24 protein-coding genes are annotated in these 22,907 nt (G+C 51.5%); 11 read left to right on the forward strand and 13 right to left on the reverse strand.

The window, feature by feature from the left end; genetic code table 11:
- Positions 1-200: 200 nt before the first annotated feature.
- The 4 genes from rfaD to rfaL are packed head-to-tail and all read left to right on the forward strand — an operon-like array spanning position 201 to position 4,398.
- Positions 201-1,133: an ADP-glyceromanno-heptose 6-epimerase gene (rfaD, locus tag M8014_RS13645; RefSeq protein ID WP_271282964.1), complete on the forward strand. Its 933-nt coding sequence runs from the start codon at positions 201-203 to the stop codon at positions 1,131-1,133.
- 9 nt (positions 1,134-1,142) lie between these two features.
- A complete protein-coding gene (gene rfaF / locus M8014_RS13650; protein ID WP_271282965.1) occupies positions 1,143-2,189 on the forward strand; it encodes an ADP-heptose--LPS heptosyltransferase RfaF in 1,047 nt (348 codons plus the stop codon).
- Positions 2,190-2,192: 3 nt separating this feature from the next.
- On the forward strand, positions 2,193-3,155 hold the full coding sequence (rfaC, locus tag M8014_RS13655) for a lipopolysaccharide heptosyltransferase RfaC (protein WP_271282966.1): 963 nt from the start codon (positions 2,193-2,195) through the stop codon (positions 3,153-3,155).
- A 28-nt stretch (positions 3,156-3,183) separates the two neighbouring features.
- Positions 3,184-4,398 (forward strand): O-antigen ligase RfaL, encoded by a 1,215-nt coding sequence (gene rfaL / locus M8014_RS13660; protein ID WP_271283096.1) that lies wholly within the window; start codon positions 3,184-3,186, stop codon positions 4,396-4,398.
- A 31-nt stretch (positions 4,399-4,429) separates the two neighbouring features.
- Here rfaL and M8014_RS13665 read toward each other — a convergent pair whose 3' ends face one another.
- The 6 genes from M8014_RS13665 to rfaQ all read right to left on the reverse strand — a co-directional run bounded on the left by M8014_RS13665 (position 4,430) and on the right by rfaQ (position 10,794).
- A complete protein-coding gene (locus M8014_RS13665) occupies positions 4,430-5,572 on the reverse strand; it encodes a lipopolysaccharide N-acetylglucosaminyltransferase (RefSeq protein WP_271282967.1) in 1,143 nt (380 codons plus the stop codon).
- 6 nt (positions 5,573-5,578) lie between these two features.
- Positions 5,579-6,598: a glycosyltransferase family 8 protein gene (locus M8014_RS13670; protein ID WP_271282968.1), complete on the reverse strand. Its 1,020-nt coding sequence runs from the start codon at positions 6,596-6,598 to the stop codon at positions 5,579-5,581.
- A 110-nt stretch (positions 6,599-6,708) separates the two neighbouring features.
- Positions 6,709-7,719: a lipopolysaccharide 3-alpha-galactosyltransferase gene (gene waaO / locus M8014_RS13675; RefSeq protein ID WP_271282969.1), complete on the reverse strand. Its 1,011-nt coding sequence runs from the start codon at positions 7,717-7,719 to the stop codon at positions 6,709-6,711.
- Positions 7,720-7,812: 93 nt separating this feature from the next.
- Positions 7,813-8,610: a lipopolysaccharide core heptose(I) kinase RfaP gene (gene rfaP / locus M8014_RS13680; protein ID WP_271282970.1), complete on the reverse strand. Its 798-nt coding sequence runs from the start codon at positions 8,608-8,610 to the stop codon at positions 7,813-7,815.
- Positions 8,603-9,727 carry a glycosyltransferase family 4 protein gene (locus M8014_RS13685; protein WP_271282971.1) on the reverse strand — a complete coding sequence of 375 codons (1,125 nt, stop codon included), beginning with the start codon at positions 9,725-9,727 and terminating at the stop codon, positions 8,603-8,605. The genes rfaP and M8014_RS13685 overlap by 8 nt, the downstream gene beginning before the upstream one ends.
- Positions 9,724-10,794 (reverse strand): lipopolysaccharide core heptosyltransferase RfaQ, encoded by a 1,071-nt coding sequence (gene rfaQ / locus M8014_RS13690; protein ID WP_271282972.1) that lies wholly within the window; start codon positions 10,792-10,794, stop codon positions 9,724-9,726. Before rfaQ ends, M8014_RS13685 begins: the two co-directional genes overlap by 4 nt.
- A gap of 409 nt (positions 10,795-11,203) precedes the next feature.
- Between rfaQ and waaA the strand changes: the two genes are divergently transcribed.
- Positions 11,204-12,481 carry a lipid IV(A) 3-deoxy-D-manno-octulosonic acid transferase gene (gene waaA / locus M8014_RS13695; RefSeq protein ID WP_271282973.1) on the forward strand — a complete coding sequence of 426 codons (1,278 nt, stop codon included), beginning with the start codon at positions 11,204-11,206 and terminating at the stop codon, positions 12,479-12,481.
- Between the two features lie 8 nt (positions 12,482-12,489).
- Entirely contained in the window at positions 12,490-12,969 is a 480-nt protein-coding gene (gene coaD, locus M8014_RS13700) for a pantetheine-phosphate adenylyltransferase (RefSeq protein ID WP_271282974.1), read from the forward strand.
- A 50-nt stretch (positions 12,970-13,019) separates the two neighbouring features.
- Here the strand turns inward: coaD and mutM are convergent, their stop codons facing one another.
- The 4 genes from mutM to radC all read right to left on the reverse strand — a co-directional run bounded on the left by mutM (position 13,020) and on the right by radC (position 15,228).
- Entirely contained in the window at positions 13,020-13,829 is an 810-nt protein-coding gene (gene mutM / locus M8014_RS13705) for a bifunctional DNA-formamidopyrimidine glycosylase/DNA-(apurinic or apyrimidinic site) lyase (protein ID WP_271282975.1), read from the reverse strand.
- A gap of 88 nt (positions 13,830-13,917) precedes the next feature.
- Positions 13,918-14,085: a 50S ribosomal protein L33 gene (gene rpmG, locus M8014_RS13710; protein ID WP_003024094.1), complete on the reverse strand. Its 168-nt coding sequence runs from the start codon at positions 14,083-14,085 to the stop codon at positions 13,918-13,920.
- 22 nt (positions 14,086-14,107) lie between these two features.
- A complete protein-coding gene (gene rpmB / locus M8014_RS13715) occupies positions 14,108-14,344 on the reverse strand; it encodes a 50S ribosomal protein L28 (protein ID WP_002436699.1) in 237 nt (78 codons plus the stop codon).
- Between the two features lie 218 nt (positions 14,345-14,562).
- Positions 14,563-15,228, reverse strand: a complete 666-nt coding sequence (gene radC / locus M8014_RS13720) for a RadC family protein (RefSeq protein WP_271282976.1) — start codon at positions 15,226-15,228, stop codon at positions 14,563-14,565.
- 171 nt (positions 15,229-15,399) lie between these two features.
- Between radC and coaBC the strand changes: the two genes are divergently transcribed.
- The 3 genes from coaBC to slmA all read left to right on the forward strand — a co-directional run bounded on the left by coaBC (position 15,400) and on the right by slmA (position 17,764).
- Positions 15,400-16,614: a bifunctional phosphopantothenoylcysteine decarboxylase/phosphopantothenate--cysteine ligase CoaBC gene (coaBC, locus tag M8014_RS13725; RefSeq protein WP_271282977.1), complete on the forward strand. Its 1,215-nt coding sequence runs from the start codon at positions 15,400-15,402 to the stop codon at positions 16,612-16,614.
- Positions 16,592-17,050 (forward strand): dUTP diphosphatase, encoded by a 459-nt coding sequence (gene dut, locus M8014_RS13730; protein WP_139563925.1) that lies wholly within the window; start codon positions 16,592-16,594, stop codon positions 17,048-17,050. Before coaBC ends, dut begins: the two co-directional genes overlap by 23 nt.
- Before the next feature lie 117 nt (positions 17,051-17,167).
- The gene (slmA, locus tag M8014_RS13735; protein ID WP_271282978.1) at positions 17,168-17,764 is read left to right on the forward strand and encodes a nucleoid occlusion factor SlmA; all 597 of its coding nucleotides are present in this window, start codon (positions 17,168-17,170) and stop codon (positions 17,762-17,764) included.
- Between the two features lie 73 nt (positions 17,765-17,837).
- Here the strand turns inward: slmA and pyrE are convergent, their stop codons facing one another.
- Positions 17,838-18,479 carry an orotate phosphoribosyltransferase gene (gene pyrE / locus M8014_RS13740; protein ID WP_271282979.1) on the reverse strand — a complete coding sequence of 214 codons (642 nt, stop codon included), beginning with the start codon at positions 18,477-18,479 and terminating at the stop codon, positions 17,838-17,840.
- A 59-nt stretch (positions 18,480-18,538) separates the two neighbouring features.
- Complete coding sequence (gene rph, locus M8014_RS13745) at positions 18,539-19,255, reverse strand: ribonuclease PH (RefSeq protein ID WP_271282980.1); 717 nt, start codon at positions 19,253-19,255, stop codon at positions 18,539-18,541.
- A 126-nt stretch (positions 19,256-19,381) separates the two neighbouring features.
- Between rph and M8014_RS13750 the strand changes: the two genes are divergently transcribed.
- Positions 19,382-20,245, forward strand: a complete 864-nt coding sequence (locus tag M8014_RS13750; protein ID WP_271282981.1) for a YicC/YloC family endoribonuclease — start codon at positions 19,382-19,384, stop codon at positions 20,243-20,245.
- Positions 20,246-20,469: 224 nt separating this feature from the next.
- Positions 20,470-21,087, forward strand: coding sequence for a trimeric intracellular cation channel family protein (locus M8014_RS13755; RefSeq protein WP_271282982.1), 618 nt, complete (start codon positions 20,470-20,472; stop codon positions 21,085-21,087).
- A 4-nt stretch (positions 21,088-21,091) separates the two neighbouring features.
- Here the strand turns inward: M8014_RS13755 and ligB are convergent, their stop codons facing one another.
- Positions 21,092-22,762, reverse strand: a complete 1,671-nt coding sequence (gene ligB / locus M8014_RS13760; protein WP_271282983.1) for an NAD-dependent DNA ligase LigB — start codon at positions 22,760-22,762, stop codon at positions 21,092-21,094.
- Positions 22,763-22,907: the final 145 nt, after the last annotated feature.

Raw genomic sequence — 22,907 nt, forward strand, 5'->3', positions numbered from 1 at the left:
TCGGCAAATTTCGGAACATATTACCCAAACCTATACCTCGATACGAGATGACACATTAACTGTTACCATTTTTGCAGCATAAATCACGTGTACCCCTGCGCGATGTCGGTGAATGGCTGAAGGGTCGTCATACTAATGATATGATATGAGTATTAGTGCCTGGGATTTTCCCCAGGCTCCACACTTCAAAGGTTACAGCTATGATCATCGTTACCGGCGGCGCGGGCTTTATCGGCAGCAACATTATTAAAGCCCTCAATGACAAAGGCATCACTGACATTCTGGTGGTGGACAACCTGAAAGACGGCACCAAGTTTGCTAACCTGGTGGATCTGAACATTGCCGATTACATGGATAAAGAAGACTTTCTGATCCAGATTATGGCAGGCGAAGAGTTCGGCGATATCGAGGCCATCTTCCACGAAGGCGCGTGCTCATCCACCACCGAGTGGGATGGCAAGTACATGATGGATAACAACTATCAGTACTCAAAAGAGGTTCTGCACTACTGCCTGGAACATGAAATTCCGTTCCTGTACGCCTCTTCTGCAGCCACCTACGGCGGCCGCACGTCTGACTTTATTGAATCCCGCGAATACGAGCAGCCGCTGAACGTTTACGGCTACTCTAAGTTCCTGTTTGATGAATATGTGCGTCAGATTTTGCCAGAAGCCAATTCGCAAATTGTCGGCTTCCGCTACTTTAACGTTTACGGACCGCGCGAAGGCCACAAAGGCAGCATGGCGAGCGTAGCATTCCACCTGAACACCCAGCTGAACAACGGCGAAAGCCCGAAACTGTTCGAAGGCAGCGATGGCTTCAAGCGCGACTTCGTGTATGTGGGTGACGTGGCGGCAGTGAACCTGTGGTTCTGGGAGAACGGTGTTTCCGGTATCTATAATCTTGGCACCGGCCGCGCAGAGTCGTTCCAGGCGGTGGCCGACGCGGCGCTGGCGTACCATCAGAAAGGCAGCCTCGAGTACATCCCGTTCCCGGAAAAACTAAAAGGTCGCTACCAGGCATTTACGCAGGCGGATCTGACTAACCTGCGCGCTGCCGGCTACGACAAGCCGTTCAGGACCGTTGCCGAAGGCGTGACGGAATACATGGCCTGGCTGAACCGCGACGCGTAAGAAGTAAGCATGAAGATACTGGTGATCGGCCCGTCATGGGTGGGCGACATGATGATGTCGCAAAGTCTCTATCGCACGCTCAAGGCGCGCTATCCCCAGGCGGTAATTGACGTGATGGCACCCGCGTGGTGCCGTCCGCTTTTATCGCGCATGCCAGAAGTGAACGAAGCGATCCCTATGCCGCTTGGTCACGGGGCGCTGGAGCTTGCTCAACGCCGCAAGCTCGGCCATAGCCTGCGTGAAAAACGCTATGACCGCGCTTACGTATTGCCCAACTCCTTTAAATCTGCGCTGGTGCCTTTCTTTGCTGGCGTGCCGCACCGCACCGGCTGGCGCGGCGAAATGCGCTACGGTCTGCTGAATGACGCGCGTGTACTGGATAAAGACGCCTGGCCGCTGATGGTGGAGCGCTACGTCGCGCTGGCCTATGACCAGGGCGTGATGCGCAGCGCAAAAGACCTGCCGCAGCCGCTGCTGTGGCCACAGCTGCAGGTGCATGAAGGCGAGAAATCACAGACCTGCAATGCCTTTGATCTGCTGACCGATCGCCCGTTGATTGGTTTCTGCCCTGGCGCAGAGTTTGGTCCAGCTAAACGCTGGCCGCACTATCACTACGCTGAGCTGGCGAAACAGCTGATCGACGAAGGCTATCAAATTGTGCTGTTTGGCTCGGCGAAAGATCACGAGGCGGGCAATGAAATCCTCGCCACGCTAAGTATGGAGCAGCAGGCATGGTGTCGTAATCTGGCGGGAGAAACTCAGCTGGAGCAGGCCGTTATCCTGCTGGCCGCCTGTAAGGCGGTGGTCTCCAACGACTCCGGTCTGATGCACGTTGCCGCGGCGCTGAACCGCCCTCTGGTGGCGCTGTATGGCCCGAGCAGCCCGGACTTTACCCCGCCGCTGTCGCATAAAGCCCGCGTCATTCGCCTGATCACGGGTTATCACAAAGTGCGTAAAGGCGATGCCGCAGAGGGTTATCACCAGAGTCTGATCGACATCACCCCACAGCGCGTCCTCGACGAGCTGAATGAACTGTTATTGAGTGAAGAAGGGTAACAAATGCGTGTGCTGATCGTTAAAACGTCCTCAATGGGCGATGTACTGCACACTCTGCCCGCGCTGACTGACGCGACGCAGGCCATTCCCGATATTCGTTTTGACTGGGTGGTCGAAGAAGGCTTCGCACAGATCCCGACCTGGCACGCCGCAGTAGACCGCGTGATCCCGGTGGCGATTCGCCGCTGGCGCAAAGCGTGGTTCTCGGCGCCGGTTAAAGCCGAGCGGCGCGCATTTCGTGAGACTGTCCGCGCCCGACACTACGATGCGATTATCGACGCGCAGGGGCTGGTCAAAAGTTCCGCGCTGGTCACTCGTCTGGCACGGGGCGAAAAGCATGGCATGGACTGGCAAACTGCCCGCGAACCGCTGGCAAGCCTGTTCTATCGTCATCGCCATCATATTGCCAAACAGCAGCACGCCGTAGAGCGCACCCGTGAATTGTTCGCCAAAAGCCTGGGTTACGCCAAACCGGAAACCCAGGGCGACTATGCCATCGCCCGGCATTTCCTGAATCATCTGAATTCGAATATGAACCCGTATGTGGTATTTTTACACGCCACGACCCGGGACGATAAGCATTGGCCAGAAGCCCACTGGCGAGAGTTAATTGGGTTACTGAGCGAAGCAGGAGTGCGCATTAAGCTGCCCTGGGGGGCGGCTCATGAAGAAGCCAGAGCAAAAAGGCTGGCAGAAGGATTTGATTACGTCGATGTCTTACCACGAATGAGTCTGGAAGACGTGGCTCACGTATTGGCGGGTGCTAAAGTTGTTGTATCCGTTGATACCGGTTTGAGTCATCTGACTGCGGCACTGGATCGGCCAAACATTACATTATATGGGCCAACGGATCCGGGCTTAATTGGTGGTTACGGGAAGAACCAGGAAGAGTGTCGTTCTGCGAGTAGAAGCCTTGTCAACTTGTCTGCTTCTACCGTATTTGATCGTTTACTGTTGAAGCTATAAAAACTCGTATGCAGATGTCGGAGCAATGATGATCCAAACATTATTTTTCTTTAATGAGAAAAAAAACTGGCAGTTATGCTGGAACAGAACTCTTGTTTTCTTGTTTATTGCTACATATTTTTTAGATAATATCACACGGTATAAACATCTGATTGTTATTCTTATGACAATAACAGCAATTGTTTATTTGTGTAAAAATTTCAAAGATTATATATCTGCATTCAAAACATTTCTTTTTGGCAGTGTTGTTTTTCTAACGGTTGCGGTATTACTTTCTTTGTTACAAACACCCGACTTTAAAGCCAGTCTGAAATCTATTAACAACTCTGTTATAGAAAACATGCTGTTATGTTCGTTTACTATTCCCGTATTGCTACGGAACGAAAGAAAAGAACTCATCTCAAAGTTGATATTTTCTTCATTTCTTTGCGCATTAATTCTGTGCTGCCTGGCAGAGCTTTTTTCCTACTATCAGGATTTTAAGAATGACATTAGGCCGTTTACGGATTATAGGCATCGTAGCATTTCCGACGCATTAGTCTTTCTTTTCCCCGCTCTTTTAAACTTATGGCTCATTAAATCAGCAAAATACCGTATTGCGTTTCTCATTATAGGCGCTGCGTATCTGTTTCTGTTGTTAGGGACACTTTCGCGTGGAGCATGGCTGGCAGTATTGCTTGTGGGGCTGGTCTGGACCGTAATGTACAAACAATGGAAATTACTGATTGCTGGTGGGATTGTTGCAGCAGTTATTGTTACAGCACTGTTCGCACATAAAGAGATGTCAGCAAAGTTAGCCTATAAACTGCAGCAAACCGACAGTTCCTCTCGCTACACCAACGGAACCCAAGGGAGTGCATTTGACCTCATCATGGAGAATCCGATAAAAGGCTATGGTTTTGGCAATAAAGCCTATGATGACGTTTACAATAAACGCGTCGTTGATTACCCTGCATGGATCTCCCGAGAGTCTATTGGGCCACATAATCTGGCGCTATTTGTCTGGTTTGGCACGGGTCTTCTGGGGCTAGCGGGACTGTTATTAGTGTATGCTGGTGTGATTAAAGAATGCCTGTCTAACGCATTTAGAGAGAACCGCTACTCGCCATTAAATGCCTATATCATCATCATGTTATCTTTCTTCGGCTATTTCATAGTGCGTGGGAATTTTGAGCAGATAGAGTTAGACCTTCTCGGTATTTTCGCTGGCTTCCTGTTAGCGATGAAAAATAAGAAAGCATGATCAAAAAAGGCTACGTTACGTAGCCTTTTTTTCAGTTAAACCATCCGTGAATAACCTCTTCGAACCTTTGAGTGACGCCAGTCCAACTGTAATGTTCATAAACGTAATTTTGTCCACGTTTAGCGATGTCGGACAGCTCAGCATTGTACAAAACGGCCACAATATCCTGAGCAATGGTTTCTGCTGTCATCGGCTCTTGTAGGTGATAGCCGGTGTCGTTCTCCTTAACGAACTCAACCATCCCCCCACGCGTACTCACCAGAACCGGTTTTCCGGCCCCCATCGCCTCTATCGCCACCATGCAAAATGGCTCCTGGAACTGGGAAGGAATAACAACCAGATCACCCAGCGGGTAGTATCGATGCATCTGATCGGGTGGAAGGCTGCCTGTCATAATGCACCGGTCTGCGAGACGTTCTGCAACGGCTCTGACCTCACGCTGGTAGGCTCCCCCATCAGTTTTATTGATTTCGTTATAGTCGCCGACAACAATCAGCTTCAGATTTTTATGCGTTGCAATAAGCTGTTCAAACGCCTGGAGAAGTAACAAAACACCCTTGTCCGGCACAATACGCCCGGCATAAAAGATGACTTTTTCATCAGGTAATATCGCGATTTTAGGTTCTGATATCGGCGCAGAGTCGGACTGGTAGCGTTTTAAATCAATCCCATTGGGTACAATCTCAATATCTGCTTTGGGAAGAAAAGAGTGATAGTAATTCTTCAAAAATAAACTTGGCACAATCATTTTTACATCATGCTCGATCCCTTTCGGTTCGAACGCGTTATGCATATGTAGGGCGACCTTTGCCTGCGGGGCACGTTGTCGAATTTGCCGGTACAGCTTCATACTGTTATGCACAACGATCACGCTGTGATTGGTGACAGGAAAATCGTTGGCGATCTTCAGTATCCGTTTCGAATAGGGGAGAGGGTCAAGTCGCGTCCATTTCTGAAACAGACGTTTGTATATACGGCTAAACCCCACACGGTGGATGCTACAGTTTTCACTCACCTGTGAAAAATCTGCGTATCCCTCATTCCTGATACACACAATCCGGTTCGGAATCGAGGTTCGTTGTGCAACCTCATACATCCATGTCTCTACTGCCGCTGCGCCGCGAGGAGGAATAGAGAAAATGGGCGTCACCGTAAATATAATTTTATCAACCATGTAACATCAACCCTTCATTAAATTATATTTAACTGCAGCCAGAACACCGCCAATATAGTTTTTTTGGTAAAGCAAATGTTTATATTTTTCACGGTACTCATGTTTTCGCATGGCAGTCTGATAAGGGATGGCTTTCCATGGCGATAATTCATATACCCTACGGAAAAAGAGTGCCGATGAGTAATCTGCCCAGCTGTGCCACGGTTTGGTTACACCTGTATAATGGATAAAAACGGTGCGATCGCTGATAATCGATTTGTAGTGGCTGGTATCTTTTATCTCAAACTCAGACTTCAGCGAGTATATTGTATTGTATTCTCTGGATAATATTTTCACATGATGGAGGAACATAACATTCAAAATATCCTGATCAGGGTATTTTAAATTCTTCACAAGTTCATCATCAGCAAGTAACTCGAAAAACCTTTCAGTAAGGTTTGATCGTAACCACTGCTGTAAATTGATATACATCACACCAGAGTTAAAATAATTCCCTCTAAACTCTGCATTGTTTAAACGATTCGCGCTTTTATTTTGCATCGAATCCACATCTACCACCACTGCACCATACTCATCGCTAAACTTCAGCATAGCAAGATCGTGCAAAGAGCCTTTACAGGTGATATCTGCATCAAGATATAGTAATTTATCCAGACGTTCAGAAAAATAATCAAACGAGATCAAGCGATAATAAATTGAGACTGGCCAGATGTTGGTTTTAGGCAAAGACGATAAAGGCTCGGCATCAATAATATACAGTTTAATGACGGTACCATACTGCTCAGCCAACTGTGTTAAAAGCGCAATATACTCATTGTCCAGATAGTCTGAAATGATATGAAAGGTAAAATCAATTGACTGCTGTTTATTATTTTCCAGGATTGATGCAATAGAAATTGCAGCACCAGTCTGATAATTTTTATCGATACCCCAGGAGATATTAAACGTGTCGCGGTCATCGCGAACGTCAGTACGCCTGTCCAGCACTATGATATCTTTAAACTGTGTGAGTTGTTTAAAATCCACTTTTAATTACCTTTCACCATCATTAACGTTGCGTTATCATTTAATAAAAAACGCTATGGCCAACATTGTTAGTGAGCTACCCTGTTTCGTAGCAAAACTATTATATGCCTTCATTTAATAATTTTAAGTTTGTAATAGTGAAGGTAATTTAAGATGCCTTTAACATACATTTTTTGATTAAATTTGTGCTTGGCCGAGTATCTGAATTGGTTACTATTCGTTGGCTTAAGGAGGTCAACGTTATGCCAGGGTGAAGCATCTTTGGCGAGCAAAAAACTCTTCGAGATCGGATAACTCGCCCACTCATGCCAGGGTTTAGTTGGCCCAATATAATGAATAAACACTGTCTCATCATTTACCGGATTGTCTACACCCTCTTTTAATTCATAGTTAATGCTAAACCGCGTATTATATTTACCATTAATAAACCTGACTTTTCCTGCCAGAAGCACATTCAGTACATCCTGATCCAGGTGCGTAATTTTCTCCACCCACTCAGGTACACGTAGCATCTCAATCGCTTTGTTGGAGATATTATTTTTATGCCATTCATTGATATTGATCAGCAAGAAACCCGCGTTGAAATAACCTGAGGTCAGCTCCGGTGTGGTCAGCCTCAGGGCACGATTTGTCCACCACTCAACATCTCTCTCAGAAACAACAGCAGCAATTTCCTGCTCTGCAAATACATAATCGACTAACTCCTGAATACTCCCTTTACAGGCGATATCAGCATCCAGATAGAGTAGCTTGTCTATCTTATTATAAAAATAATCAGCTATTATGAAGCGGAAATACGTTGCGTAACTCCAGTTCTTCGTACTTGGTAGCGACTTAAGTTTTTCGCAGTCGATTAAATATACTTTTATACAGCTTTGATACTGCTCAGCTAAAGCTGAAAACCGTGATTTATCGTCTTCACTAAAAGAATCAGTAAAGACGTGAAATTCAAAGTTGATGGTTTTATTATTTAACAAGATCGACGAAATCGCGACGCCACAGCCGAAAAGGAAGTGTTTATCGATACCAAATGCGATATTAAAACTATCTTGAGAGGATGTTTTTTTGAAGTTATATTCGTGAACTGAAAGAATAACGTCTTTGTCGCTGAGTTGAGACATATTTAACTCTTATCCATTATAGGTGAATAGACAATCCATAAACACCTGAGGCGCGTTGATAGCTTAATGTACTTCGGTCACTCTAATGAACAATTATAATGTTTTTCGGATTGTTCTTTCTCGAATTTTATTGGCTTTAACATTTGCCTGTTGAATGAGTTGACCTTCTCTGGAAAAAATATCTTTCAGCGGTTGTTCAAAATATATTGTCAGGAACCGCCAGACATCTCGCTGCGTTAAGCCGATATTCAATGAGGAAAAATATAATCCAATCAGATCTTTATCACGCCAACGGCGTGGCACGTTATTGCGGATCTGCGCCCGATGCAGATCAATAACTGAGATTTTCAAATCCTCTTTCTGGCCTGTAAAAGGTAAATGCAGCAGGAAGTGGCAAATATAACAGTCACGATGATTAATGCCCCCAGCATGCATCTTACGTACCATCGTTGCGACACGCTCAATAAGCATGCGCTTCACCTTCACGTCCGGAGGAGTGGTCGCCCAATTCGCGCAGTAGTCTTCAAGGCTTATCGTTGGGGTCAGATCTTCAGTAATGATGAATGATGTCCGGGTCAGCGGGTTTAATCCCTTCTCCCCGAACCCAACGCCGTACATGGTATCGACGCCCAGGCTATGCAGCCGATGAATGGCGTTCCACTCCCTGTCAGCGCCTAAAACGGGCATGCGCAGCGAGAGAAGGTTTTTCACGATCTCTTTCAGAGACGTACCCCGATGCCATTTGAGGAAATAACTTTTTCCTGCCAGCTCAAAACGTAACGTACGCCGGGTCTCCAGCTCCCTGAAGACCTCGCCCTGTAACGTTTTGACTTGCTCGAAAGCATCTTTACCACGCCATAAAGTGGCTAACGGCTCTTTCAGCTTAACCATCTAAACCACCTGTTATGATATCCGCCGCTTTCTCAGGCAGACTGTACAAATCTTGGGTATCGGCATACTGCCGTGCGTTTTCCGCCCAGGCGGTTCGCAATGAGGGCTCTGTCAGCGCTTTACGTAAAATGTCGTTGAGGGCCGTCTGCCGGAAGGGTTCATCAAGCACCGCACCGCCGTTAGCATCCGCAATATAATGCGCATACCCACACACTGCCGTTGTCAGCACCGGCAATCCCGCGGTGATAGCTTCCAGCAATACAATACCCGCCGCTTCCTGATAGGCCGGGTGCAGTAAGAGATCCGCAGCAGCCATTAATTCGGCCACATCATTACGCCCGGAAAAGAAGCTGACATTTTCCCGTACTCCAAGCTTTTCGGCCAGCGCTTCAAATTTTCGCGGCTTATCCTGCCCGACAATAAAGAGAAGCGTATTAAGCCGAAGGCTTTGCGGCAATGACGCCAGCGCTTCGATAGAGCGATCAACACCTTTACGGGTAAAGTCAGAGCCCACCTGCAGCAATAAATGCTGATGCTCGCTAATGCCATTTTTCTGGCGATAGACTTCCCGGCTGTTCGGGATCTGCTGGCTGTATTTTCTGTCCGGATAAATGCCTGGCGGGAGAATACGAAAACGCTCGCTTTCAGTCTGGTAATGCTTCTGAAAATCAGCTATCTGTTTATCCGTCAGCATCAAAAGCTGGGTGGGTTGACCCTGTTCAAACGTCGCGCGTTCAAAAGCAGCATAGTGCCGATAGCGAGATGTCAGGCGGTAGAAAAAGCCTTTTTCCTGTGCCACTTTCTCGGCATAACAGACATCAGCCGCATAATAAACGTCCAGTCCGGGCATTTTATTAAAGCCGACAATACGGTCAACAGGGTGGTCGACCAGGTGCGCCTGTACCCAGGCATAATACTCCGCATTACGCCCATGATTCGTTCGGGATTTTACCGGTACACGGATTAATTCAAAAGCGTCAGGACAATCGCCTTCCCAGAGCTGGGTATAGATGCGCACATGATGGCCACGTGCGGCGATGGTCTGAGCGATACGCATAAAATCACGTTGCAAACCGCCAAACGGGAAATATTTATACAAACAAAAGGCAATGATCATAAGGAGGCATCTTCCGCTGATGGGATCACTTTATCAGGCAGCAAAGTATCAATGGCCGCTATCACATCCTCTGCAGGAATGGCTGAAAGATACATTTCGTTGCGGTCTCGCTGCTCGCGTGGTGGCATGGGCCGATAATCACCTGCCCAGAATTGGATCATCTTGTTCGACCATGGCCGCCAGAAGATATGATCCGTCGCACCGAACAAACAGACCAGCGGTGTATCAACGGCCGCGGCAATATGCCCAGGGGCAGAATCAACGCCGATAAAGAGTCGGGCATGATCAATCAATGCACCTAATTCTGGAAACGTCACGTTACCCGCCAGCGCGGTCACAGGCGCAGCTTTGCATGCGCCTGCAATAGCATTTACGCACGCCAGATCGTCAGCACCCGGCCCGGAGGTGAGTACCACCTGGTAACCACGGTTATGCAGAGCGTCAATAACTTGCGAAAACTTCTCATTATTCCAGCACTTGAATAGTTGACGAGCCGTTGGCTGAATAACGATGTAATGCTCTCCGACGCCCGCTTTATCTAATTCGTGGCGCACACGTTCCCAGCAGGCGGGGGGATAGCTCATTGTCGTGTGCTTCACCCAGGATTTCACTCCCAGTGGCACCAGTACGGACAGATTACTCTCCACCACATTATCCCCTACCAGCGGAGCCAGATGGGTAAAACTTTTGCGCCAGAATGCAGACTGACGATGGCTGTAATCTTGTGAAATTTTGAGCGGTGCATCTAATAACCTGACCAGCAGCGCAACCATCCACTGATCCGTCAGGTTGATAATCAGGTCGTACTGATTAGCACGTAAATCTCTGATCAAGCTGATGAAATTTGTTATTTTCTCAACCGTTTTTGCCTTTTTATTCTTTATGCCATACAGCGCATTAATGTCAGGGTTTTCAGACAAAATGGGGATCGTGTCCTGGTAAAGAAGCACATCGATTTTTGCGTCAGGATAATTCTGCTTCAACGTACTAATGACCGGGGTCGTTAATAACATATCTCCGTGAAAACGCATTTTTATGAGCAGAATTTTTCGAAATGGCTTTTCCACAAGCGACTCTTTTGTTGTGATTATCCGATAAAGGTAAGCTGAAAAAGCACGCTACCGCCCCAGGCTCAACAGCTACCTGTTTACTGATATCGCACTCATTTTTACGTGCTAGTGTACCATTTCTTTTGGCACGATCCGACACGAATAGCCCTTGAGCAAAAACGTGGTTATTACCTTTTAAATCAATAAAATGCAGTATTGAGGATGGGTTGTTGCTGGAGTGTTTTGTTACTCTCATGAATGCCTGTACGCACAGACCTGCAGAAAGTACACAAAAATGCCAAAAACGTTATCTCCTGAATCCCTTAGGCCGCACCGGGGCTATTTAATTCAAAAACGGGAAAAGTAATGGTAAAGCCCCAGCTAAATACATAGAATTCCCAGCACATCCCTAAGTCAGCGATTTACTATGCTCGAATTGCTTTACACCGCCCTTCTCTACCTTATCCAGCCACTGATTTGGATACGTTTATGGGTGCGCGGACGTAAGGCCCCGGCCTACCGTAAACGCTGGGCTGAACGCTACGGTTTCTACCGTCGTCCCCTCAAACCAGGCGGCATCATGCTGCATTCGGTCTCCGTGGGTGAAACATTAGCAGCAATCCCTTTAGTTCGCGCTCTGCGACACCGCTATCCGGATCTCCCGATCACGGTCACGACCATGACACCGACCGGTTCAGAGCGCGTCCAGTCTGCCTTCGGTAGCGATGTTCAGCACGTCTATCTGCCTTATGATTTACCGGATGCTCTCTCGCGTTTTCTGAATAAAGTTGACCCCAAATTGGTGTTAATTATGGAAACGGAGCTCTGGCCGAACCTGATTGCCGCCCTGCATAAACGCAAAATCCCTTTAGTGATTGCTAACGCACGCCTGTCTGCCCGTTCAGCCGCGGGCTACGAGAAGCTGGGTAAATTTGTCCGCAGACTGCTGCGTCGCATTACGCTGATTGCGGCGCAAAATGAAGAAGATGGGCAGCGCTTTGTAAAACTGGGCGCAAAGAACAATCAGGTTACCGTCACCGGCAGCCTCAAGTTCGATATTTCTGTGACGCCGCAGTTGGCAGCAAAAGCCGTCACCTTGCGTCGCCAGTGGGCGCCGCATCGCCCGGTCTGGATTGCCACCAGTACCCATGATGGTGAAGAGAGTATTATCATCGCCGCGCATCAGTCTCTGCTGCAGCAGTTCCCTAATTTGCTGCTGATTCTGGTGCCGCGGCATCCGGAACGTTTCCCGGATGCCGCTAACCTCGTTCGCGAAGCTGGACTAAGCTATAGCACACGCTCATCGGGTGACGTGCCGTCCGCCAGTACTCAAGTTGTGATTGGCGACACCATGGGCGAATTAATGCTGTTGTACGGCATTGCCGATCTCGCCTTTGTCGGCGGTTCGTTGGTTGAGCGTGGTGGACATAATCCACTTGAGGCAGCGGCACATGCCATTCCTGTGCTGATGGGGCCGCATACCTTTAATTTCAAAGATATCTGCGCCCGTCTTGAGCAGGCGAGCGGACTGATTACGGTCACCGATGCCGCATCCCTCACCAAAGAGGTCTCCTCATTACTGACTGATGCGGATTATCGTAATTTCTACGGTCGTCACGCCGTTGAAGTGTTATATCAAAATCAGGGTGCGCTGCAGCGCCTGCTCCAACTGCTGGAACCTTATCTGCCCCCGAAAACGCATTGAGGACTGTGATGCAAAAACGCGCGATTTATCCGGGTACTTTCGATCCCATTACCAATGGTCATCTCGATATTGTCACGCGCGCAGCCTGCATGTTTGATACGGTGATCCTGGCGATCGCCTCCAGTCCCAGCAAAAAACCGATGTTTGACCTGAAAGAGCGCGTTGCGCTGGCGCAAGCCGCCACCGCCCATCTCGCCAACGTTGAAGTGGTGGGTTTTAGCGATCTGATGGCACATTTTGCTCGCGTCCAGCAGGCGAACATTCTGATCCGCGGCCTGCGTGCCGTGGCTGATTTTGAGTATGAGATGCAGCTGGCGCACATGAATCGCCATCTGATGCCCGAGCTGGAAAGCGTCTTCCTGATGCCGTCAAAAGAGTGGTCGTTTATCTCCTCTTCGCTGGTGAAAGAGGTTGCACGTCATGCGGGTGATGTGACCCATTTCCTGCCGGCAAACGTGCATCAGGCGTTGATGGATAAGCTTAAGTAGTTTCCTGCCTGCTTACCGGATAGCGCTCGCGTATCCGGCCTGCAAATCGATCACTTCTGACACTGACGGCAGTAAAACGTCGCCCGCTGCGCATGCTTAGAGGCCACAATCGGCGAACCACATACCCGGCACGGTTCCCCTTTGCGGCCATAGACCTGCAGCTCCTGTGCAAAATAGCCCGGCTTACCGTCACTTTGCAGGAAATCTTTCAGAGTGGTTCCACCCTGCTCAATCGAACGCTGTAGCACCGCTTTAATGACCTTAACCAACAACCCGTACTCATCTGCAGAGAGAGATGAGGCCAGCCGATCGGGATGGATCCCGGCGGCAAACAGGGATTCGCTGGCGTAGATATTACCGACGCCGACTACCAGCTTGTTATCCATCAGCCAGGGTTTAATCGGGGTCTTCTTCTTCGCACACATCGTTTGCAGGTAAGCGGCGTTAAAAGCGTCGCTCAACGGCTCTGGCCCCAGATGCGCCAGTACATTGTGCCCTTCCAGTTCTTTGGTCCACAGCCAGGCGCCAAAGCGCCGGGGATCGGTGTAACGCAGGACTTTGCCGTTGCTCATCACCAGGTCGACGTGGTCATGCTTCTGCGGCGGAAGCTCCTCCGGCAGAATACGCAGGCTGCCAGACATTCCCAGATGGATGATGATCCAACCGTCCGGCAACTCCAGCAGCAGGTATTTGGCCCGGCGCTGCACGCTGAGAACCGGCTTATCGCTCAGGGTGTGGATCTCAGTGGATACCGGCCAGCGCAGGCGACCGTTGCGTACGATAGCATGCAGAATGGTCTCACCCACCAGATGCGGCTCAATACCCCGGCGGCTGGTCTCTACCTCAGGTAATTCAGGCATGTTTCCTCCCTTGAGATTCACAAATTGAGATTCGCAGAATGCAAAAAACCCCGCAATTGCGGGGTTTTTCAATACAAGGAAACTAAAATTATTTAATTTTAGCTTCTTTGTACAGTACGTGCTGGCGTACAACTGGATCAAACTTTTTCAGTTCCAGTTTTTCCGGCTTAGTACGTTTGTTCTTCGTGGTGGTGTAGAAGTGACCTGTACCAGCAGAAGAAACCAGCTTGATTTTCTCACGAATACCTTTAGCCATGATTTATTTCCTCTTTAAGTACTTAGTACTTTTCGCCACGGGCACGCAGTTCGGACAGAACTGTATCGATGCCTTTCTTATCAATAACACGCATACCTTTAGCAGATACACGCAGGGTGACAAAACGCTTCTCGCTCTCAACCCAGAAACGGTGAGAGTGCAGGTTCGGCAGGAAACGGCGTTTAGTCGCGTTCAGTGCGTGGGAACGGTTGTTACCGGTCACCGGACGCTTGCCAGTAACTTGGCAGACTCGGGACATGTCTATTCTCCAAAAATCAAATTAGCTCGAGCTTCGTATGGGGTATCGGCGCCTCGTCAGGCTTTACAGCCCGGTCATCGCGTAGTTCTAAGTGAACCATCGATTGCCAGGCCCAATTGCCAAACCCGAGATTCTCAAAGGTGGCGTAGTATACGCTGACTCGAGGATGTGCTCAAGTCCCGAACAGACAAAGATCCCGATGGATCGCGAGAAACGGCTTAAATCCATCCACGTTCGGCAAAGGAAACGTACTCTCCTCGGCCGATGACCAGATGGTCAATCACGCGAATATCCATGAATTTACAGCATTTCACGATACGTTCGGTCACGTCTCTATCGGCTTTACTCGGTTCAGCGCGCCCCGAGGGGTGATTATGCGCGAGGATCACGCCGGCAGCATTCACTTTTATCGCTTCGCGCACAATTTCGCGCGGATGTACCTCAACATGGCTCAGGGTACCAGAAAACAGCCGGGAATGTTTCAGCACCCGGTTTTGATTATCCAGGAAAATAACCATAAAAATTTCACGCTCTTCTTCCGCCAGCTGGCTGTGAACAAATTCCCGGGCGATATCCGGATTTTCCAGCGGGTTGACCTCCTGTACCCCCGAGCAGTAGTAACGACGGGCCAGCTCCGCAATGCCTCTGAGCTGGGCGAACGTCGCAATACCAATCCCTTCGACCTGCGTGAACGCCTCCAGTTCGGCAGTCAGCAAGCCATACAGGGAACCAAAATGCTGCAGTAAATCCTTTGCAAGCGTAAAAACGTCTTTCCCTCGCGTTCCGGTGCGCAAAAACAACGCCAGCAGCTCTTCATCCGTCAGCGATGTCACACCATCGCGTAGCATTTTTTCCCGCGGTAACAGCGGGGACAGTGTATCCATACCCAACCCTCCTCCATAGGCCCGCTATGCTGCCACAGAGATCGGAACCTCACGATGAGGTATTGCGCGTATTGCGTAGCGCCTCGCAAAGTGATGGACGGACAAAATCACGATGCTTTTCGGATTGTGATAAAATGTCCGCCTCTCAGGTGAACCCAACAGGAAAGAATCATGATCAGCCTGGCCGGTAAAAAAATCGTTCTCGGCGTCAGCGGCGGCATTGCAGCCTATAAAGCGCCGGATCTGGTGCGCCGTTTGCGTGAGCGCGGAGCAGAAGTGCGGGTAGCGATAACCGAGGGAGGTAAAGCCTTCATTACGCCGATGAGCCTGCAGGCCGTCTCTGGCTACCCGGTTTCAGACAGTCTACTCGACCCGGCAGCCGAGGCGGCAATGGGCCATATCGAGCTGGGCAAGTGGGCAGATTTAGTCATCCTCGCTCCGGCCACCGCCGATTTGATCGCCCGTGTTGCAGCCGGTATGGCTAACGATCTGGTGTCCACCATCTGCCTGGCGACACCGGCACCCGTCGCCGTGGTCCCGGCAATGAACCAGCAGATGTATCGTAACGCGGCAACCCAGCACAATCTTGCGACGCTGGCCTCTCGCGGGCTGCTAATTTGGGGGCCAGACAGCGGCAGCCAGGCCTGCGGCGATGTGGGCCCCGGTCGCATGCTGGATCCGCTCGCGATTGTCGATTTGGCCGCCAGCCATTTTTCGCCTGTCAACGATCTGCAACATCTCAGCATCATGATTACCGCGGGCCCGACGCGTGAGCCGTTGGATCCCGTGCGCTACATCACGAATCAAAGCTCCGGCAAGATGGGCTTTGCGATTGCCGCAGCTGCCGCACAGCGCGGTGCCAACGTCACGCTGGTGAGCGGCCCCGTTTCGCTGCCGACCCCGCTGCGGGTGCAGCGCATTGATGTCACCACCGCCCTGGAAATGGAAGCCGCTGTACAGGCACATGCGCAACAGCAGCAGATTTTTATCGGCTGCGCCGCTGTGGCCGACTACCGTGCTGCCGCCATAGCGGATGAAAAAATTAAGAAGCAAGGCGATGAAATCACGATAACAATGGTGAAAAACCCGGATATCGTCGCCGGCGTCGCCGCGCTGAAAAACCGGCGACCTTACGTCGTTGGATTTGCCGCAGAAACAAATAATGTGGAAGAATATGCCCGGCAAAAACGTACCCGCAAAAACCTCGATTTGATTTGCGCGAACGACGTATCGCTGGCCACACAAGGATTTAACAGCGACAGCAACGCACTGCACCTATTCTGGCAGGATGGAGATAAAGTCCTACCGCTTGAGCGCAAGGAACTCCTGGGCCAACAATTACTGGACGAGATCGTTACCCGTTATGATGAAAAAAATCGACGTTAAGATTCTGGACCCGCGTGTTGGTCAGCAATTTCCGCTGCCGACCTATGCCACCTCCGGCTCTGCCGGTCTTGACCTGCGTGCCTGTCTCGACGACGCCGTAGAACTGGCGCCGGGCGCAACAACGCTGTTGCCGACCGGCCTGGCCATCCACATTGCCGACGCTTCTCTGGCGGCAGTGATCCTGCCACGCTCTGGCCTGGGCCATAAGCATGGCATCGTGCTGGGCAATCTGGTGGGGCTTATTGACTCCGACTATCAGGGTCAGTTGATGGTGTCGGTATGGAACCGTGGCCAGGACAGTTTCACGATCCAACCCGGCGAACGTGTCGCCCAGATGGTTTTTGTGCCGGTGGTACAAGCTGAATTCAATCTGGTAGAAGACTTTGACGCGACCGATCGCGGGGAAGGCGGCTTCGGCCATTCCGGGCGTAAATAAACCCGGCTAAACGCATCCCACAGCGCAATAACGCAATAACAAACCGCAAACGTCAGTTTGCGGTCGCTGTGTGGATGTCAGCCTGACAAGTGCTTATTTTCAGGGGTATTTTGTAACATGGCAGAAAAACAAACTGCGAAAAGGAATCGTCGCGAAGAAATACTTCAGTCTCTGGCTCTGATGCTTGAATCCAGCGATGGTAGTCAACGCATTACTACCGCTAAGCTGGCCGCCTCTGTTGGCGTGTCGGAAGCGGCGCTATACCGTCATTTCCCCAGTAAAACGCGTATGTTTGACAGCCTGATCGAATTTATCGAAGACAGCCTGATCACGCGTATTAACCTGATTCTGAAAGATGAGAAGGACACCACCGCGCGTTTGCGCCTGATTGTGCTGCTGATCCTCGGTTTCGGTGAACGTAACCCGGGCCTGACCCGTATCCTGACCGGCCACGCGCTGATGTTTGAACAGGATCGACTGCAGGGACGGATTAACCAGCTGTTTGAACGCATTGAAGCGCAGCTACGCCAGGTACTACGTGAAAAGAAAATGCGTGAAGGCGAAGGCTACAGCACAGATGAAACGCTGCTTGCCGGGCAGGTTCTGGCCTTCTGCGAAGGGATGCTCTCCCGCTTTGTGCGCAGCGAATTCAAATATCGCCCTACGGAAGATTTTGAGGCTCGCTGGCCATTAGTCGCGACACAGCTGCGATAACCGCCTGCCGGATGGCGGCTGCACCACATCCGGCCAACAGGCCCGGTAAGCGCAGCGCCACCGGGCAGTTTACTCAGACGCCAAACGCTTCCCGATAGGCGCGCACCGCCGTCAGGCTTTCAGCCATTTCCGGCTTCTCTTCCAGATACGCTATCAGGTCTTTCAGGGTGATAATTGAGGTCACCGTGCAGCCATAATCACGCTCCACTTCCTGGATGGCAGAGATCTCGCCGCGGCCCCGTTCCTGACGATCAAGAGAAATCAGCACGCCCGCAAGCGTCGCATCATTCGCCTGAATAATTTCCATCGATTCACGGATTGCCGTACCGGCGGTGATCACGTCGTCTACCAGCATCACACGCCCCTGCAGCGCGCTGCCGACCAGGCTACCGCCCTCACCGTGCGTTTTAGCTTCTTTACGGTTAAAGCAGTACGGCACATCGCGATCGTGATGCTCTGCCAGCGCCACGGCGGTGGTGGTGGCAATCGGAATACCTTTATAGGCCGGGCCAAACAGTAAATCGAAATCAATCCCGGAATCCACCAGCGCTTCGGCATAGAAACGGCCTAACAGGGCCAGATCGCGCCCGGTATTAAACAGCCCGGCGTTAAAGAAATAGGGGCTCTTACGCCCGGATTTCAACGTAAATTCGCCAAACTTAAGTACCTGCTTGCTAAGCGCAAACTCAATAAACTGGCGCTGATACGGTTTCATGGATTCGCTCCTTACTTTTCTACAGACAAAAAAAAGGCGACTCATCAGTCGCCTTTAAATCAATTTTCTAACGCCGCTTTCTGCGTCGTCACAATGGACTCAATTCCCCCTCGGGCTAACGCCAGCAAGGTCAGGAGTTCTTCATGGGTAAACGGCTCGCCTTCAGCGGTGCCCTGGACTTCAATGATGCGACCGTCTTCGGTCATCACCACGTTCATGTCGGTTTCGGCTGCGGAGTCTTCAACGTACTCCAGATCGCACAGCGCTTCGCCGTTAACGATCCCCACGGACACTGCAGCCACCATGCCTTTAAGCGGGTTCGCTTTCAGCTTACCGGCAGCAATCAGCTTGTTCAGGGCATCAGCCAGCGCCACGCAGGCACCGGTGATAGAAGCCGTGCGGGTACCGCCATCAGCCTGGATCACATCGCAGTCCAGCGTGATGGTGAATTCACCCAGCACCTTCAAATCGACAGCGGCGCGCAGCGCACGGGCGATCAGACGCTGAATTTCCATGGTACGGCCACCTTGCTTACCCTTCGCCGCTTCGCGAGCGTTACGGGTATGGGTGGAGCGTGGCAGCATGCCGTATTCGGCGGTGATCCAGCCCTGACCCTGGCCTTTCAGAAAGCGCGGTACGCCCTCTTCAATGGAGGCGGTGCACAGCACTTTGGTGTCACCAAATTCAACCAGCACGGAGCCTTCAGCGTGTTTTGTATAGTTACGGGTCAGGGTGACGGGGCGCACCTGGTTGGCGCTACGACCTGATGGACGCATGATGATATCTCCGGGCTTGAAACGAATGTGGCTGCGCATTATACGGATTAAACGTGCTTATTCCTATCCTGAGAAAGCCCCAAAAGCTATAATCCCCCCATCTCTCCTTTAAAAACGGGAATCTCTATGATCCGCAGTATGACCGCCTACGCCCGGCGTGAAATCAAGGGTAGCTGGGGTAGCGCTACCTGGGAATTGCGCTCGGTAAACCAGCGCTATCTTGAAACCTATTTCCGTATGCCGGAGCAGTTTCGCAGTCTTGAGCCGGTCGTGCGTGAGCGCATCCGTGCCCGTCTGACGCGCGGAAAGGTTGAATGTAATCTGCGTTTCGAACCTGACGCGAGCGCACAAGGGGAGCTGATCCTCAATGAAAAACTGGCTAAGCAGCTGGTGAACGCCGCCAACTGGGTCAAAATGCAGAGCGATGAAGGCGAAATCAACCCGGTTGATATTCTGCGTTGGCCTGGCGTAATGGCAGCAGGAGAGCAGGATCTGGATGCCATTACCGCAGAAATCCTCGGTGCACTTGATGGCGCGCTGGATGATTTCATCGCCGCCCGCGAAACCGAAGGTCAGGCGTTAAAAGTGCTGATCGAGCAACGACTGGAAGGCGTGAGCGGCGAAGTGGTTAAGGTCCGTTCCCATATGCCAGAAATTCTGCAATGGCAGCGTGAGCGTCTCGTCGCCAAACTGGAAGATGCCGAAGTTCAGCTGGAAAATAACCGCCTTGAGCAGGAGCTGGTGCTGATGGCCCAGCGTATTGACGTTTCCGAAGAGCTGGATCGTCTGGAAGCGCACATCAAAGAGACCTACAATATTCTTAAGAAAAAAGAAGCAGTTGGTCGCCGTCTCGACTTTATGATGCAGGAGTTCAACCGTGAATCGAACACCCTGGCATCGAAGTCGATTAATGCTGACGTGACCAAATCAGCTATCGAGTTGAAAGTGCTGATTGAGCAAATGCGCGAACAGATTCAGAACATCGAATAAGTAGTGGCGCTCAGTTTTGTTGATGATGGCTCCATTAAGGGGCCATTTCTGTTTGCGAACCGCAAAAAAATCTAATGTGAAAATTTGTCAAAAACCGCAGAAACCTACTCATAAAGCCAACCCTCCATTAGTTAACCTAAGGCATCATCGCTCGCACAAGAAAATCTAAATCGTGAGCCAGAGCACAAAACGCTACTCTTTCGCCCTCAACTCTGGGGGGTAACATGCTGCTGCACATTTTGTATCTGATCGGTATCACCGCTGAAGCGATGACGGGTGCCCTGGCAGCAGGGCGACGTCGGATGGATACCTTCGGCGTGATTATTATCGCCACGGCAACCGCGCTGGGCGGCGGTTCGGTCCGCGATATCCTGCTGGGCCACTACCCGCTCGGCTGGGTGCAGCATCCTGAATACGTGATTATTGTGGCCGTCGCTGCTGTACTGACCACCATCGCTGCACCAGTTATGCCCCACCTGCGACGTCTGTTCCTCGTGCTGGATGCCCTTGGCCTGATCGTCTTCTCGATTATTGGTGCCCAGGTTGCGCTGGATATGGGCGAAGGCCCGGTCATCGCCACCATTGCTGCGGTAATCACCGGCGTGTTCGGCGGCGTACTGCGGGATATGTTCTGTAAACGCATCCCGCTGGTCTTTCAGAAAGAACTCTACGCGGGTGTGTCTTTTGCTGCCGCCGTACTGTATGTCGCCCTGCAACACTACGTGAGCAACCACGATGTGGTGATCATCTCCACGCTGCTGTTTGGCTTCACCGCCCGCATGCTGGCGCTGCGTTTAAAACTGGGGCTCCCGGTTTTTCATTACCGGCACGACAGCCATTAATGCGCTAAAACCCCGGGACGTCCTGCTCACCCAGCCATACCGTCAGGGCGTTAACCATGGGGTGGTGCGTAAATTCCACCAGCCTGCGCGCCCTTTTTGCACCGACGCCAGGCACCTGCTGCCAGCGGCGCGCGTCCCTGCTCTGTATCTGCGCCCAGCTTCTGTCGCTCAGGGCACGCATAGCCGCCCGCGGGAGCGGGATCCCAAGCGCATCCAGCCAGCGGGGAAAAGGCTGACGACGTACCAGGTTAAATTGATGCCATAGCTGCTGGCCCCGCTGTGACGTTAATCCTGGTGTCTGCTGCAACTGAGCCTCAGTCAGCGCAAGCCAGGAAAAGAGATGCTCAAAATGATGCCCCTGATCCAGCGCCTGCCAGCCCGCCTCGCCCAGTCCGGTGATATCCAAAACTGCAGCTGAACTGAGCCACTTCAGCCGGGCCATAAACTGCTCACGGCATTCCGGTGTCGCATAGAAACAGGTAAGCGGCGTAAAGCGTGAGGCCGGCGGCTCGGGCTTATGCCGTTCACTCGTCCGCCAGACAACCTTATCCACGCGCGGGATCCCCTGTCCGGCCAGGCTTATCAGGATCTGATCGCCCGGGGCGATATCCAGCGCCTGCCAGTGCCCCACCGACCCCAGATTCACGCGCTGCACTCGTTTATCATCGAGTTGTACCGGCTCGAGTGCGGCAACCACGGCGATCCTGCCGGTACGTCCCACGGCAAAGTTAATGGCCCTGACCTCTGCGATCTGAGCAACGGGGGCGTATTTCCACGCCACCACCCAACTGCCCTCCCCGGGCAGCCAACGTTCACCTGTGGGCTCCTGTGCCGAACGGATCACGATACCATCGGTGACAAAGGGCAGGGGCGACGTCAGCCAGCGATTGCGCTGTGTTTCCACCTCATCCAGCGAGTTGATTTGCCTCGTCCACTGCTCAGTAAGAGTGAAACCCGCATGGGTCAACGCCTGCAGACGTTCAGGCATCGACGCGGGGCCATTCGGCCATGCCCAGATAAAGATGCCGATATTGTCCAGGCTCTGGCTATCACCCTGCCGCATCATCGCCCCGGCTACTTTTGCCCGGGCATTCATCCCACCCATCTCCTTCTGAATGTGGTTATCGCGCTGTAGAAACAGCTCGCCCTGTAGCACGCTGTTGGCAAGCGCTCCCGTCAACTGCGCGGGCATAGACGGCATGCGCTTCACTTTCGCGGTCCAGTCTTCGCCTTTCAGGCCGTTGCCCCGGCTGGTCGCCTGCACCAGCTTTCCCTCGCGGTAAACCAGCGTCACCGCCACGCCGTCCACCTTCGGCTGTACCCACAGATCGCGGCGCGATAGCATCCACTGCCGAAGCCCGGCTTTATCCGCCACCTTCTGCACCCCGGTATGGCTGACCGGGTGCCTGACCGACCCGGTTGCCGGCGCCAGCGATTCAGCAACTTGTTCGGCGCCAAAGCAGCGCTGCCACTGTTTCAGCCGGGCAGCCAGCTGATCGTACACCTCATCATTGACCTCACTTACGCCCTCTTTCCAGTACGCCGTATTCCAGCGGGTAATTTGACCCTGCAGGCGAGCGATCTCCTGCTCTGCCTTTGCGGGCGACCACACGGGGCATACCGCCAGCCCGTAGCCGCTCCAGATGATCATCACAACGCTTAACGCTCTCCACATTGTCACTCCTCCCTGTTTTGCAACGGGTATAACGCAGCACAGCGCCGCAGGCGACAGGCAGAAGCAAAGGTTGCGAGGGGATATCCGCACTTTGTTTCTGTTGCAGCAACTGGCGGAGAAAAGTGGAAAAAGGTGAGCAAAAATC

The sequence above is a fragment of the Silvania hatchlandensis genome (assembly GCF_025564065.1).
GTDB lineage: Bacteria > Pseudomonadota > Gammaproteobacteria > Enterobacterales > Enterobacteriaceae > Enterobacter > Enterobacter hatchlandensis.

What these genes read in the sequence shown, in the direction of transcription:
- rfaD (WP_271282964.1), top strand. Translation starts at nt 201, where the DNA reads ATGATCATCGTTACCGGCGGCGCGGGCTTTATCGGCAGCAACATTATT.
- rfaF (WP_271282965.1), top strand. Translation starts at nt 1,143, where the DNA reads ATGAAGATACTGGTGATCGGCCCGTCATGGGTGGGCGACATGATGATG.
- rfaC (WP_271282966.1), top strand. Translation starts at nt 2,193, where the DNA reads ATGCGTGTGCTGATCGTTAAAACGTCCTCAATGGGCGATGTACTGCAC.
- rfaL (WP_271283096.1), top strand. Translation starts at nt 3,184, where the DNA reads ATGATCCAAACATTATTTTTCTTTAATGAGAAAAAAAACTGGCAGTTA.
- M8014_RS13665 (WP_271282967.1), bottom strand. Translation starts at nt 5,572, where the DNA reads ATGGTTGATAAAATTATATTTACGGTGACGCCCATTTTCTCTATTCCT.
- waaO (WP_271282969.1), bottom strand. Translation starts at nt 7,719, where the DNA reads ATGTCTCAACTCAGCGACAAAGACGTTATTCTTTCAGTTCACGAATAT.
- rfaP (WP_271282970.1), bottom strand. Translation starts at nt 8,610, where the DNA reads ATGGTTAAGCTGAAAGAGCCGTTAGCCACTTTATGGCGTGGTAAAGAT.
- M8014_RS13685 (WP_271282971.1), bottom strand. Translation starts at nt 9,727, where the DNA reads ATGATCATTGCCTTTTGTTTGTATAAATATTTCCCGTTTGGCGGTTTG.
- waaA (WP_271282973.1), top strand. Translation starts at nt 11,204, where the DNA reads ATGCTCGAATTGCTTTACACCGCCCTTCTCTACCTTATCCAGCCACTG.
- coaD (WP_271282974.1), top strand. Translation starts at nt 12,490, where the DNA reads ATGCAAAAACGCGCGATTTATCCGGGTACTTTCGATCCCATTACCAAT.
- mutM (WP_271282975.1), bottom strand. Translation starts at nt 13,829, where the DNA reads ATGCCTGAATTACCTGAGGTAGAGACCAGCCGCCGGGGTATTGAGCCG.
- rpmG (WP_003024094.1), bottom strand. Translation starts at nt 14,085, where the DNA reads ATGGCTAAAGGTATTCGTGAGAAAATCAAGCTGGTTTCTTCTGCTGGT.
- rpmB (WP_002436699.1), bottom strand. Translation starts at nt 14,344, where the DNA reads ATGTCCCGAGTCTGCCAAGTTACTGGCAAGCGTCCGGTGACCGGTAAC.
- radC (WP_271282976.1), bottom strand. Translation starts at nt 15,228, where the DNA reads ATGGATACACTGTCCCCGCTGTTACCGCGGGAAAAAATGCTACGCGAT.
- coaBC (WP_271282977.1), top strand. Translation starts at nt 15,400, where the DNA reads ATGATCAGCCTGGCCGGTAAAAAAATCGTTCTCGGCGTCAGCGGCGGC.
- dut (WP_139563925.1), top strand. Translation starts at nt 16,592, where the DNA reads ATGATGAAAAAAATCGACGTTAAGATTCTGGACCCGCGTGTTGGTCAG.
- slmA (WP_271282978.1), top strand. Translation starts at nt 17,168, where the DNA reads ATGGCAGAAAAACAAACTGCGAAAAGGAATCGTCGCGAAGAAATACTT.
- pyrE (WP_271282979.1), bottom strand. Translation starts at nt 18,479, where the DNA reads ATGAAACCGTATCAGCGCCAGTTTATTGAGTTTGCGCTTAGCAAGCAG.
- rph (WP_271282980.1), bottom strand. Translation starts at nt 19,255, where the DNA reads ATGCGTCCATCAGGTCGTAGCGCCAACCAGGTGCGCCCCGTCACCCTG.
- M8014_RS13750 (WP_271282981.1), top strand. Translation starts at nt 19,382, where the DNA reads ATGATCCGCAGTATGACCGCCTACGCCCGGCGTGAAATCAAGGGTAGC.
- M8014_RS13755 (WP_271282982.1), top strand. Translation starts at nt 20,470, where the DNA reads ATGCTGCTGCACATTTTGTATCTGATCGGTATCACCGCTGAAGCGATG.
- ligB (WP_271282983.1), bottom strand. Translation starts at nt 22,762, where the DNA reads ATGTGGAGAGCGTTAAGCGTTGTGATGATCATCTGGAGCGGCTACGGG.